The 12,459-nt window shown below is 62.3% G+C and carries 11 protein-coding genes; 7 read left to right on the forward strand and 4 right to left on the reverse strand.

The features are described from left to right. Positions 1 to 92: 92 nt before the first annotated feature. On the forward strand, positions 93 to 2,981 hold the full coding sequence (locus tag DV706_RS10845) for a DUF1508 domain-containing protein (RefSeq protein ID WP_006064584.1): 2,889 nt from the start codon (positions 93 to 95) through the stop codon (positions 2,979 to 2,981). 23 nt (positions 2,982 to 3,004) lie between these two features. Here DV706_RS10845 and DV706_RS10850 read toward each other — a convergent pair whose 3' ends face one another. Continuing rightward, positions 3,005 to 3,964: a hypothetical protein gene (locus DV706_RS10850; protein ID WP_006064583.1), complete on the reverse strand. Its 960-nt coding sequence runs from the start codon at positions 3,962 to 3,964 to the stop codon at positions 3,005 to 3,007. 83 nt (positions 3,965 to 4,047) lie between these two features. Between DV706_RS10850 and DV706_RS10855 the strand changes: the two genes are divergently transcribed. Continuing rightward, positions 4,048 to 4,695, forward strand: a complete 648-nt coding sequence (locus tag DV706_RS10855; protein WP_006064582.1) for a helix-turn-helix domain-containing protein — start codon at positions 4,048 to 4,050, stop codon at positions 4,693 to 4,695. 4 nt (positions 4,696 to 4,699) lie between these two features. Here the strand turns inward: DV706_RS10855 and DV706_RS10860 are convergent, their stop codons facing one another. Then, positions 4,700 to 5,398 carry a class I SAM-dependent methyltransferase gene (locus DV706_RS10860; RefSeq protein ID WP_006064581.1) on the reverse strand — a complete coding sequence of 233 codons (699 nt, stop codon included), beginning with the start codon at positions 5,396 to 5,398 and terminating at the stop codon, positions 4,700 to 4,702. A 253-nt stretch (positions 5,399 to 5,651) separates the two neighbouring features. Here DV706_RS10860 and DV706_RS10865 point away from each other — a divergent pair, with 253 nt between their 5' ends. The 3 genes from DV706_RS10865 (at position 5,652) to DV706_RS10875 (ending at position 9,055) form a co-directional block, all read left to right on the forward strand. Continuing rightward, positions 5,652 to 6,008 carry a hypothetical protein gene (locus DV706_RS10865; protein ID WP_006064580.1) on the forward strand — a complete coding sequence of 119 codons (357 nt, stop codon included), beginning with the start codon at positions 5,652 to 5,654 and terminating at the stop codon, positions 6,006 to 6,008. 13 nt (positions 6,009 to 6,021) lie between these two features. Then, the gene (locus DV706_RS10870; protein ID WP_006064579.1) at positions 6,022 to 7,821 is read left to right on the forward strand and encodes a HEAT repeat domain-containing protein; all 1,800 of its coding nucleotides are present in this window, start codon (positions 6,022 to 6,024) and stop codon (positions 7,819 to 7,821) included. Positions 7,822 to 8,275: 454 nt separating this feature from the next. Next, a complete protein-coding gene (locus DV706_RS10875; protein WP_006064578.1) occupies positions 8,276 to 9,055 on the forward strand; it encodes a 4-phosphopantoate--beta-alanine ligase in 780 nt (259 codons plus the stop codon). Between the two features lie 18 nt (positions 9,056 to 9,073). Here the strand turns inward: DV706_RS10875 and DV706_RS10880 are convergent, their stop codons facing one another. Beyond that, complete coding sequence (locus tag DV706_RS10880; protein WP_006064577.1) at positions 9,074 to 9,730, reverse strand: hypothetical protein; 657 nt, start codon at positions 9,728 to 9,730, stop codon at positions 9,074 to 9,076. A gap of 151 nt (positions 9,731 to 9,881) precedes the next feature. Between DV706_RS10880 and DV706_RS10885 the strand changes: the two genes are divergently transcribed. Further along, positions 9,882 to 10,862, forward strand: coding sequence for a tyrosine--tRNA ligase (locus tag DV706_RS10885; protein WP_006064576.1), 981 nt, complete (start codon positions 9,882 to 9,884; stop codon positions 10,860 to 10,862). Between the two features lie 221 nt (positions 10,863 to 11,083). Here the strand turns inward: DV706_RS10885 and DV706_RS21755 are convergent, their stop codons facing one another. Next, positions 11,084 to 11,254 (reverse strand): hypothetical protein, encoded by a 171-nt coding sequence (locus tag DV706_RS21755; RefSeq protein ID WP_006064575.1) that lies wholly within the window; start codon positions 11,252 to 11,254, stop codon positions 11,084 to 11,086. 192 nt (positions 11,255 to 11,446) lie between these two features. Here DV706_RS21755 and DV706_RS10890 point away from each other — a divergent pair, with 192 nt between their 5' ends. Then, positions 11,447 to 12,385 carry a biotin--[acetyl-CoA-carboxylase] ligase gene (locus DV706_RS10890; RefSeq protein WP_006064574.1) on the forward strand — a complete coding sequence of 313 codons (939 nt, stop codon included), beginning with the start codon at positions 11,447 to 11,449 and terminating at the stop codon, positions 12,383 to 12,385. Positions 12,386 to 12,459 lie beyond the last annotated feature (74 nt).

Consider the following 12,459-nt stretch of genomic DNA (forward strand, 5'->3'; position numbering starts at 1 on the left):
TGATCAGTCATAGTTTAACGAATATATCTAGAATTTGTACTGTGGCCGGAGCTTTATTATGGTGTATTTCAGTTATCGAGTCAAGTCCACGAATGTCCTCAATAAGTGAAATTCACCACAAGCTGTTTCGACTGTACGAACACTACGTTGGCGAACCCGACTCGAGCACGGACGTCTACGGCTACTGGGTGTTCATTTTTGGCTACATACTCGGCGCGGCGGGCGTGTTCGTGTTCGTCGTCGGCTACGCGGGGAGCGCCGATTCCTATGCGCTGATCAGGGGCTCAGGTGTGACGGCGGCAGCGGGGCTTGCACTCTGTCTATTCGGCATCGTATTAATGTTGCCAGTCCGTCGGATCGGGATCTATGCGAGCGTGCTCGGACTGCTCATTGCGCTTTCCGGCGTCGTCTTTTTCGGCTGGGCGTATCCGTACAACTGGCGGGAACTCGGCGTCGACTACAGTGTGCAGGTCATCACCGTCTATACGATCGGTGTCGGACTTATCGCGGGTGTCACCGCCCTCGTGCCCGTATTAACGGGACGGAAAGGGATGTTCGTCGATGAAGAAGGCGCAACCGACGACCCGGCTGTGCTAACCGGCGACGCCATCGAAGGGGCACAGTTCGCCGTTTTCCGAGACGAACACGGCGACTGGCGGTGGCACGTCTTACATCTCGAGGCGCTCGCTGCGAGCAACGGAAGTGCCGTCACGCGACCCGACGCAACCGAGAGTATCGAACGCGTGCAATCGCAGATCAGCTCGGCAGGGCTGATGGAGTTGACGACCTCCGCGTTTCGACTCTACGAGGATCGAGACGGCACGTGGCAGTGGACCCTCGCCCGCGACGACGGGAGCGTCGTCGGTGCCAGCACTGGCGCGTTCGCCGACCGCGACGACGCCGAAACGTCGGTGAGCTTTCTGAAAGACCGCGGCCCCGACGCGGACGTCATCGAAATCGACGGTGCCGCCTTCACGTACGCCGAGGACCGTGACCGGTGGTACTGGCAACTGGTCGACGACGACCGAACGCCACTGGCCGGAAGCGAGACGGGCCACGAAACGCAGGCGATGGCCGAGGACGCTGCCCACCAGTTCGCCGAACGGTTCGGCCGCGCACGGCTGCTCGACGTCGAACACGTCGGGATCGAACTCGTCGAGCAACTCGAGGGCTGGACGTGGCGGCTCGTCGACGACCGCGACGACGTCGTCGCCGCCTGCTCGGAGACGTTCGACAGTCGCCGCGATGCCGAAGCCGCTGTCGAGGCGTTGCTCCCCGCGTTCGAATCGGCGTCGGTGACCGTCGCCGGCGAACCGGCCTACGAGCTGTACGACTCGGGCGACCAGCGACGATGGCGACTCGTCGACGAAACCGAGCGTATCGTCGCGCGGAGTCCCCGTGGGACGACGGCAGACGCAGCTGTCGAGCGCAGTGCCGACCAGTTCGCAGATCACGCCCTCGAGGCCGACGTCGTCGAAATCGAGGACGCGGCGTACGAAGTCTATCCTGACGACGCGACAGCCGCTGGCGAACCCGAAGACACGCTGCCGGTGACGGCCGACGAGCCCGCGGCGAAACCCGACGGCGGCACCACACTCGAGTACGACGGCGAGCCCACTCCCGACTGGCACTGGCGGCTCGTCACCGACGACCGCGAGGTGGTCGCCGCGAGTACCGAGCCCCATCCCGACGCCGACACGGCGACCGAGGCGATTCAGCGGGTCCGCGAGCAAGCCAGCGAGGCCGAACTCATCGAGTTCGAACACGCGGCGTTTCAGGTCTACGAGGCCGACTCCGGCGAGTGGCGCTGGCGACTCATCGACGAGGACGGCAACGTCTTGGCCGACAGCGGTGATGAACACACATCGCGTGGCGAGGCCGCAGAGACGATGATGACGCTCAAAGAGCAGGCCCCCGAGGCCGAGTTGCTCGAGATCGAGACCGCGGCGTTCGAACTGTTCGTCGACGAAGACGGCGGCTGGGGCTGGCGGCTCATCGACGAAGGTGGGCAACTCGTCGCCGAAGACCCCGAGACGCATCCGACCCGCGGTGCCGCTCGACAGGCGATGAACCGGCTGCTCGAGCATCTCGACGCCGACGTGCGAACGATGGATCGAGCGGTGTTCCAGACGTACGCCGACAACGACTGGCACTGGCGGTTTGTGCTGCCATCGGGCGAGGTCGTCGCGGACGACGCGATAGCACACCCGACCCGAGACGAACTCATCGATGGTCTCGAGGACATCCGCGTGGCGGCCGCTCGCGCGTCCAGTCACTCCATCGGTGACGTCACCGTACAGCTGTACGAAAGCGGCGACTGGCACTGGCGACTGCTCGACCGCGACCGCGAGGAGATCGCCGACTCGACTGTCTCCTACGCCAACCGCGGGGCAGGGATGGCCGCTGCCGAGACCCTGCAGGCACACGCTGGCGACGCGCCGATCTTCGCGATCGAGGACGCGGTCATCCGCCTGGACGGCAGTGATGACTGGACGTGGGAACTCGTCGACCGCGACCGCGAGGTGATCGCGAGTGCGGCCGAGACAGCCCCGTCGAAAGCCGCCGTGCGCTCGACTATCGATACCGTTCGCCAACTCGCACCGATGGCCGGCCGGGTCGACTTCGACGTCGCCTCGTTCGAACTGATCGCGGACGACGACGACCGCTGGCGCTGGCGGCTCATCGACGAGGACGGCCAGACAGTCGCCACTGGCACCGAAACCCACGCCTCGAGCGAGGCCGCACGCGCTGCCCTCGAGGACGTTCGGTCGCTCATCGAGGACGCGAGCATTCTCGAAATCGATAGCGTCTCCTTCGAACTCCACACCGCAGCGGACGGCTGGGTGTGGCGGCTGGTTGATGAGTACGGCTCGACGATGGCCGAGAGCACCCAGGCCTACGAGAGTCGCACCGAGGCCCGCGAGGCGATGAACAACGTGAAATCCCAGGCTCCCGACGGCTGGATCACGTTCACGGAATAAGATCGACCTCGAGCCCAAACCGTTCACCGTTTTTCCGTCTCGAGACAGTCTCCGACTCGCCGGGGACGGTCCGGGGCGATTGCGTGTGCCAGCAGTTCGAACTCAGTTTCGAGCGGGTACTCGAGGATGCACGCCGGATTCTCGAGCAGTCGACCCATCAGGTGTTCGGCCCCCCGGGCGACCGGATTCCAGGTATCGTAGTAGGCGTCGTACACCTGTTGCATCTCGTCGGCTTCCATGTACTGATACAGCGTGTAGCCGTTGTGCCGGTCGAGAACGATCGACTCCGTGTACATCCGTTCTTGCTCGAGCATCTCGGCGCTCCAGGATTCGAGTCGGTCGAGCGTTCGCTCACCGGAGATCACCTGCTGGGTCAGGCGTTCGAACCAGTCTGCGAGCCGTTCAGGAAGCCCGGACTTGAGACGCATCCGAACCAGTTCGACATCCGCGGCTGGCTGGGTGGAGACACCTGACTCCCCGAGAGAGCGGTCGGTCTCGCTTCGTCCGGGTTCGATCGTGCGCGGTCGCCGTGGATGGACGGCGTGGACGAGCAACGTCCGTTCGTCCGGGTCGTCGACTGGCTCGAGCACGTCGTGATCGACGGGAAACGCGTCCGCCACTGTCGACTGTGGATCGTCCCACCCGTCGACGACCGCGCGTGGGAGTTCGACGTACCAGACGAGTTCGGGGGCGGTTTCGCTCCGGTCAATAAAGAGCGACGCCGTACTCGCCTCCTCGAGTCCACGCACGCGGTTCGGATCGGATCCGAGACACGTCCGCGAAATCTCGTTTTCGATCGTCTCGACGTGACCGGGGTCGATCCGTCGACTGACGAGAACGGCGGTCGCGTGACGTTCCGTGATGATCGTCCCCTCGTCAGGCGATCGCTCGGCTCGAGACCGATCTCGAGCGTACACACCAGCGAGGCCCGCCCCGAGAAGGAGGCCACCCCAGCACACCCGCCGAAGTCGTTGGCTGTCCATACGTAGACTCGTCTCGGGAGCGCCGTCGGGATACTCCCGATAGCTATCGGGAATTTAAGTTCATTGCCTCGGATTCTCGAGTCATGAAATCGATGCGGATCGAGCTTCGATACACGACCGCTGCACTCCCGCCGCTCCACGAGGGGATCTGTGACTCGTCGGCGCTCGAACGGGAGGTGATCGTCGGCGGGCAAGCCGTCGATGGCGTCGAAACGATCACGTCCTTTGTCTACGGCGATCCCGAGGCCTACGAACCGCTGTTAGACGACCTCGAGGCGGTTCTCGAGTACGAGATAACGCCAGCCGACGACGGCTTCTTTCTCTATCTTCGTCGTGATCTCGGGCCGGATGGGCTGTCGCTGTTGAGCGCGCTCGCACAGGACACCGTCGTGGTCGTCCCGCCCATCGAGATCAGATCCGATCGAACGATTCGACTGACGCTCGTCGGGCATTCGACGGCGCTCACCGCCGTGATGGCGGAGATTCCCGACGGGATGGCACTCGACGTGCGCTGGGTCAGTCAGGCGATTACAACCACCGACACGGCGGTTTCCGATCGACAACTGGCCGCATTGCAGGCCGCTTGGGACGTCGGCTTCTACGAGGTCCCGCGCGAGGGTGGTATCGAGGCCGTCGCCGACGAACTCGAGTGTGCCGTCTCGACAGCATCGGCACTCATCCGTCGTGGCGAAGCGAACGCGGTCGAGCGCGTGCTCGAGCGTGGCCCGTAGGCCACTACCTCTCTTTTTCGCAGACGACAGTGTAGAGAGTCCCGGCTAACGAACTGTCGACGAGTTCGTGGGTATCGAAAACAGTCGCGAGCGCATCCACGACGTCGTCGTCGGGGTTCCAGTTCGCGTACCAGCGAAGGAACCGCCACAGGAACGGATTCAAGACGCGAGCGGGGCCGTCAGGGACCGGTCGAACATCGACAACCACGAACGTCGTGTCGGGGACCAGCGACTGGGAGACGGTTTCGACTGCACGGTGGATGTCGGGCATGACGGACAGCGAAAGCGTCGCGATCGCTGCATCGAAGGGGTCGTCGAACTCGGCCGTCGTCGCGTCGGCGCGGCGAACCTCGACGTTCTCCCAGCCGTGGTGGTCGATGCGTGCTCGTGCCTTTGCGATCATCTCCGGGCTGTAGTCGACGGCGACGAGTTCGCCCTGCTCGCCGATCTCGCTGCGAACCCGCTCGAAGTTGACGCCCGGGCCACAGCCGATCTCGAGGACGCGATCGCCCGGTTGCAACTCGAGTCGGTCGATCGCTGCCTCACGCAGCGGCTCGAGGTCGGTCTCGCTCATCGTGTAGTAATCGCTCCAGCGGTCCCAGACGGTTCGACTGCGCTCGAGATGGGCCGCATACTGGCTGTCGTCCGGGTCGCGTGTCTCGTTCGTTGGCGTGTGTTCTCGATCGGGTGTCTCTGTGGCCATAGTTGCAGTTGGCTCGAGAGCGGCGAGTACCTCATCACGAACTGTATCGTGAATTTATATCCCTCTCGAGGATAGCAGTAGGTAGTATTACGATTTTTTCATCCACATCTACGCCTGAAACTGAATCGGGCAGTTCGATAACTATAGTTGCTTACGGCACGTTATATTCATCGAAGTCCAATCGAAACAAGTGTCGGTGGTCATGAGGTCCACAACCGAAAAATTAACAGTATTCATTCTGTTCATCTATCCAATGAGTTCGTGGATTCGCGTCACGTTCGACCCGGGCGACCGATCCGTGACAACGGTAGAGGAGCAACTCCGTGAAGCACTCGAGGATCCAGACACAGTCCGATGGCCTGACGCTCTGGTCTGGAAGGCCCAAGCGGAAATCGACGCCGAACGGCTAACCGACCTCGGCGTCGAAGCCCGGCGGGCGCTCGTCGTGTGGGCGAACGATACTGCGATGGCAGGCGACGGTCGGCTGTACGAGCGGATCGATGGGAGATTCGTTCCGGTGGACGCCATGTCCGGTGCGGAGGGGTTCGTCGGTCGAGACGTTACCTCCTATTTCCAGCGCGAATATGGCTTGCTAGCGGAGCACCAATGACGTGGGCAAGACGATGACGGATCCGCTGGTCTCGTTCGTCGGTCGATTCGCCGACGCAGACGATCGAACGCAGGCAGCGGCAATCCTCGAAGAGATCAGTGTCCCAGACGTTGAGGACGCCAGTCCCGATTACGTGGATGACGAGTTCGCTCGGGAGTTCACCGATGCGCTCGACGACGTGGTCGCGGAGTTGAAGTGTGAGGACGAAACGCAGCGTCGAGACGCCGCCGAAATCCTCTATGAGGTCTCGCAGTTCGTGCCGACGCCGTTGTGTCTTCGAGGTCCGACGTTGGTCACGTCGCTTGACGATCCGACGACCCGCCCGTACATCGCCGGCGTCCTGACGACTGTAATCGACCATCGGGATTCGGTGGTACTCGCGATCGAAGCGGTTCGCTCGGACATCGAACGGTCACCGTCGGGCGTCGCTGCCATTCCGTTTCTCTCGCGGATTACAAAACAACGAGACAGCACCGACGAGCAGTCGTCACTGGACGTCGCTCCCCTTCGGTTTCTCTCGTGGATCGCAAAGACGCACGACAACGCCGTCGAGCCGGTCGAGCCCGCGGTCACGGCCGCTCTCGAAGCCGACGATCCAGCGGCACGCGAGTATGGGAGTCGCTTCTTCGCCGTCACCTGGGAGCACTACGTCGGTGGGAACGACGCAGTGGGGCCGCTGTTCGCCCTGACCGACGATGAGAACCCGCGGACGCGGGCGAACGCACTCACTGCGCTTGGCCACCGATCGTTCACGCAGCTCGAACGAAATGAGCACCAGCAGCCGGTCGACGTGGAACGAATCGTCGAGGCAGCTACTGCCCACCTTGCAGACGCGGACAACCGGGTTCGGTCCAACGCGGCGGCTGTCCTTTCGGAGACCGAGCACGAAGTCGTGGACGAGGGGCTTCAGTGCTGGCCGGACTACGTCGACGATGAGCTCACCGAACTCGTCGTCGAACGACTGATCGACGGCCTCAACTCCAAGCACTGGGGGCTCCAGCGCCAAGCGGCCCGAGCGGTCAGCGGTCTCGAACGATCCTGTCCCGATCTCCTCGCAACATACGCCGATGCCCTCGTCGAGTACGGGTGGACGACGGATCGACCGAACCAGATCCAAATCAAGAAAGCGGTCGCCAAGACGGCCAAACACCATCCTGACGCCTTCCTCCCACACGCCCGGACGTTCGTAGAGTCCCTCGATGATCGACAGGGCAGATGGTCACTGAGCGTCATCGAGCACATCGGGACCGTCGATTTCGATGCCGTTGCCCCTGCTGTCGATCTGCTCGTCGATCAGTTCATGGCACCACAGACGAACAGGCTCATACGCCAACACGTCGCCGCGGTGCTCGGGTCACTCTACGACGGGAGACCAGACGCGTTCCCCGACTGGGTGGAACACCTACATGCGGCAGTCGAAACGGATGGACGAAGGGGCGTTCGAAAGCCATTCGTGGCCATCGCACAGCGGGATCCGGCTGCAGCGGCGTCCGTATTCCACGAGCTATGCAGCCGGCTCACCGAACCCGACGTCTCGATCTCGTGGACGACTACGTATTCTCTCGGCCAGGAAGACCCGGCGGCGATCGAGCCCGCGATCGATGTACTGGTCAAGCACGTGCTCGACGGAGACGTGACGACCGCCGCCAACGCGGTGGACGTACTCTACGGGATCGTGAAACTCGAGACCCATCACGATCTGCTGGAACCGGCACGCGTGCCGATCGAGCGCCGACTCGACGAGTTCGACGGGCGGACTCGAGAGAACGCACAAACAATCCTCGAGACAGTCAGTGGGACGAACAGGGAATAGATGGCAGAAAAGAGTCGGGTCAGAGCAACTCGAACCAACGTTCGCACCACCGACCATCCTGATTCAGGATCGCGAGGGAGCCAAACGGGCAACCAAAGCGGTTGGCTCATCGGATGTCAATTCGAGTGAGCGAGATCCCAACAGGAGTCGAAAATAACTCCCGAACACGGTCGGTGTGTTGGGCCGTTATCGATCTGTACTTACCACGGGTTTCACGAGCAACTCTTAGGGATTCTCGTAGCCAGCCGGGTGTCTCTATCCAGATGTACCGTTTCCGTGGCTCGATCTCCGTGCCGAAAATCTATGACTATCGACGAGAACCCCTATCTGAACAACGAAACCCTATACCCAACTACTGATCGGATCGACTCCGGACACCGCTGCCCCACGGCCCACGGGAGTCGACCGTCGAGCGATCGGGCCGTTTTTTATTGACCGAAGCCAGTGATCGATCGTGACCGATTACGACACCGTCTCCGCCGACGTCGAACACGAAGAGGAGATTCCGGAGGACCATCCCAGATACCAGGACCTGCTCACCCGCCACCGAATCGAAAAAGGTGTCGAGAAGGGGATCACCCACCTTCAGGGAATGCACGCCGAGGGGCGCGGGAGCGCGTTTGACTACCTGCTGGGCGAGGCGACGATCCCGAGTGCGGACGACGCCGAACGCGTCGCCGCGGCCCACCTCTTGCTCGCCGATCGCCCTGTGCTCTCGATCAACGGCAACGTGGCTGCGCTCGTTCCCGGCGAGATGGTCGAACTGGCCGAAGCCACGGGCGCCGACCTCGAGATCAACCTCTTCAACCGCACGCCCGAGCGGATCGAAGCCATCGCGGATCACCTCCGCGAGCACGGTGCTGAAGACGTCAAGGGCCTCGAGGCCGACGCGCGGATTCCGAACTTGGATCACCAGCGCGCCAAGGTGGACGAAGACGGCATCTACGATGCTGACGTCGTGCTCGTGCCCCTCGAGGACGGTGATCGCGCGGAGGCCTTAGAAGAGATGGGAAAAACGGAGATCGTCATCGACCTCAACCCGCTCTCGCGGTCGCCACAGGTCGCGGACGTCCCGATCGTGGACAACATCATCCGTGCCGTGCCGAACATGACCGAGCACGCGCGGGCGCTGGCTGACGAAGACAAGTCAGAGCTGCAGGCGATTATCGAGGCGTTCGACCGTGAGACGGCACTCGAGCAGGCCGAAGCGCGGATTCGATCGGGCGAGCTGTGAGCAGGCGACGGCAGCCGATCAGAACTCGTCGGTGATCGTCGGCGAGACGGCGTCTCGTTCTCCATCGCGGTCGATAATCTGGTTCTTGTTCCCACCGAGAACAGGGAGTCGGGATCTGAGCGCTGTCAGACGTTCTTCGACCTGATAGTACGACACCGAGAGATACTGGCTGGCTCGCCGTGACAGCGAGTCGTCGATCTCGTACTCGATGCCACTGGAGCCGTTGAGTCGCTCGTCGCCGGCATCGACGAGCCAGCGGCGGGCCAGTTCGACACCTTTTTGGGCGTCGTAGCCGCGTGCGACGTAGTGTTTGTACGGATGGCGGATCCAGGAACACTCCCAGTGAGCGTAGACGTCGACTTTCTCGGCGTCCTCGAGTTCGTGGAGAACGATATGAAGCTGGTTGTCGGCGAGTGGAGACTCACGCCAGACCCACGAGCCTTCGGCGGTGTTGCCGTCCATCCGAACCTTCAGCGACGCGATGGGGTTGCGCGAAAAGCCCAGTCGCTCGAGAATCTCTTCGATCGTCGCCTCCGAACAGTGGGCGGTCAGAGCATACTCGTCGGCCGTGGTGTGGCTAACGGCGTAGCCGTCGAAGCTACTCTTGAACAGGTAGTGGAGCTGTGGGATAATGGTTCGGCGGACGGCGTTGATGGCATCCTCTCGATAGCCCATGGAATCGGCTAGCGTAGGGCTGTCCGCAACAAGTGTGTTCGGCAGGCACTCGCCACGGGGCACACACGAGCGCCGCCAACTGACGACGCGACTGTGCTCGCTCGAGGGTCTTTCATCGACTATAAATTCCTGCTCCGGTTTCAGTCCACATATGGATACGTACGACCTGATTATGCGAAACGCCGAGGAGGTCGTCACCGACGAAGAGGTACGCGAGCTCGCGGACGATCCCGAGGGCAAGCGCGTCTACGTCGGCTACGAACCCTCCGGCGTCCTCCATCTCGGGCACCTGCTGACGGCGAACAAACTCATCGATCTTCAGGAGGCGGGCCTGGAGGTCGTCGTCTTGCTCGCGGACGTCCACGCCTACCTGAACGGGAAAGGCACGTTCGAAGAGATCCGCGAGACGGCCGAACAGATGAAAGCCCAGTTTATCGCCTACGGCCTCGAGGAGAACAACACCGAGTTCGTCTACGGCTCCGAGTTCCAACTCGACGAGGAGTACACCCTCGACCTGCACCAACTCGAACTCTCGACGACGATGAACCGCGCCCAGCGCGCGATGGCCGAACTCCAGGGCGACGAAACCGCGAACGTCAGCCATCTCGTCTACCCGCTGATGCAGACGTTAGACATCGAGTACCTCGACCTCGATCTCGCCGTCGGCGGCCTAGACCAGCGGAAGGTCCACATGCTCGCCCGCGAGAAACTGCCGGAACTGGAGTACGAGGTCCGGCCATGTCTGCACACCCCCATCGTTGCTGATCTTACCAGCGGCGAGGGGAAGATGTCCTCGAGCGAGGGCGTGACGATCTCGATGGAGGACTCGACCGCGGACGTCGAGGAGAAGGTCAACTCGGCGTTCTGCCCACCGACCCGGGACCCCGAGGGCGACCTCGAGAACCCCGTCCTCGAACTGTTCGAGTATCATGTCTTCCCACGCTTCGAAGACGTCGTCGTCGAACGGCCCGAGAAGTACGGCGGCAATCTCACCTACGAGGAGTACGAGAACTTGGCCGACGACCTCGAGTCCGGCGAACTCCACCCCGCCGACGCGAAAGGAACGCTCGCAACCTATCTCGACGAACTGATCGAACCAGGTCGCGAGAAACTGCTCGAGATTCGAGACTGAACGATCGGTCTGACAGCGTCGATCACAGCAACTGATCGCATCGGTGTTGTCGATCCGACACCTCGACCGGCCAACTCCATCGGATCAGCTCTCTCGAGCGGTCCACTCGAATGGCTCGAGGACCGCCGAAAGCGGCCGCTCGGATCGACGCTTGCCGACGGAATAAACCAGACCTGGTGTCGATAACCGCTGGCACCTACTGCTGGCGGCAAAAATCGCGTTCAGAATTCCACTGCGCCGATCCACGGCTCCTCACCACAGTAGCGACACTCGTAGGTCGTCTCGTACGTCTCACACTGTTCGTGTACGTCTCTGCCGCACGTGTTGCAGTGTATGATCGCGTCGTCCTCGATACGCGCGTTGCAAACCGTACAGGTCGATCCGATCTTCATGGTCTTTGTTACTCCCTCACACAGTTGGACGTCCACCAACCACCGACAAAAACTTGTGGAGTAGCCAGCGAACGAACGTGTCCGTGACAGTGACACTCGAGACGACCGTTCCGCTACGCTCTGAGTCACCGTGATCCAGTCAGCCGGAGACGATCCCGCCGATTGAAGTACGAGCGTGCCCCTCTCGAGGGCATGAACGAGACGCGACGATCGATTCTCAAGGCGCTTGCAGAGGGACCAGTCTCGGGGCCGGAGCTGGCCGACAGGCTGGATATCTCGCGAGCAGCAATCTGGAAACAGATCGACGGGCTTCGCGACGATGGCTTCGAGATCGAGAGTGGGTCTGACGGCTACGAACTGGTCGACGTGACAGCCTACACCGGCTCAACCGTCGAGTACGGACTCGAGGCCCCGTTCTCGGTCGAGTACCACGAGTCGATCGGGAGTACGAACGCTCGAGCACGTGAGTTGGCCACCGAAGGAGCGTCGAACATGGCCGTCCTCGCGGATGAACAGACCGGCGGACGCGGCCGCCTCGAGCGTGCGTGGTCGGCTCCCTCGGGTGGCGTTTGGGTCAGCGTCGTCACCCGCCCCGAGATCACACCGGCGCAAGCGCCGCTGTATACGCTTGCGGCGTCGGTCGCGATGGCGCGGTCGATCCGCGAAGCCGGTGTTGACGCCCGAATCAAGTGGCCAAACGACGTCGTCATTCCCGTCGGAGAGGACGGCGACTATCAAAAACTCGCAGGGATTCTCACCGAGATGGAGGGCGAAACGGATCGCGTAGAGTGGATCATCGTCGGCATGGGGATCAACGCGAACATCGACGCTGAGAGCCTCCCCGAAGGGGCTACGACGATTCGCGACGAAGCGGGCGACGTCGACCGGCGACTGTTCGTCCAGCGGGTCTTAGAGGAGTTCGACGCCTATCGGAACGACCTCGAGGCAGTCGTACCAGCCTGGCGTGAGCTTGCGTTGACACTCGGTCAGCGGGTCCGGATCGAACGCGCCGCGGGCGATATCGTCGGCGAGGCGGTCGACGTCACGTCCTCGGGCGCGCTCGTGATCGAGACTGAGGAGGGAGAGAAGACGGTCTCGGCCGGTGACTGTGAACATCTGCGTCCGGTGTAGTCGCTGATTAGAGAGCTTCTCGTGGCAGTCATACGGGCTGTTGTGCCAATTGACTGGCGAAACCGCATCCCATC

Source organism: Natronorubrum bangense, assembly GCF_004799645.1.
In the GTDB taxonomy this organism is placed as follows: domain Archaea; phylum Halobacteriota; class Halobacteria; order Halobacteriales; family Natrialbaceae; genus Natronorubrum; species Natronorubrum bangense.

Bases quoted from the DNA above. Each gene is read 5' to 3' on its own strand.
- DV706_RS10845 (WP_006064584.1), top strand. From the start codon at position 93: ATGTCCTCAATAAGTGAAATTCACCACAAGCTGTTTCGACTGTACGAA.
- DV706_RS10850 (WP_006064583.1), bottom strand. From the start codon at position 3,964: ATGGACAGCCAACGACTTCGGCGGGTGTGCTGGGGTGGCCTCCTTCTC.
- DV706_RS10855 (WP_006064582.1), top strand. From the start codon at position 4,048: ATGAAATCGATGCGGATCGAGCTTCGATACACGACCGCTGCACTCCCG.
- DV706_RS10860 (WP_006064581.1), bottom strand. From the start codon at position 5,398: ATGGCCACAGAGACACCCGATCGAGAACACACGCCAACGAACGAGACA.
- DV706_RS10865 (WP_006064580.1), top strand. From the start codon at position 5,652: ATGAGTTCGTGGATTCGCGTCACGTTCGACCCGGGCGACCGATCCGTG.
- DV706_RS10870 (WP_006064579.1), top strand. From the start codon at position 6,022: ATGACGGATCCGCTGGTCTCGTTCGTCGGTCGATTCGCCGACGCAGAC.
- DV706_RS10880 (WP_006064577.1), bottom strand. From the start codon at position 9,730: ATGGGCTATCGAGAGGATGCCATCAACGCCGTCCGCCGAACCATTATC.
- DV706_RS10885 (WP_006064576.1), top strand. From the start codon at position 9,882: ATGGATACGTACGACCTGATTATGCGAAACGCCGAGGAGGTCGTCACC.
- DV706_RS21755 (WP_006064575.1), bottom strand. From the start codon at position 11,254: ATGAAGATCGGATCGACCTGTACGGTTTGCAACGCGCGTATCGAGGAC.
- DV706_RS10890 (WP_006064574.1), top strand. From the start codon at position 11,447: ATGAACGAGACGCGACGATCGATTCTCAAGGCGCTTGCAGAGGGACCA.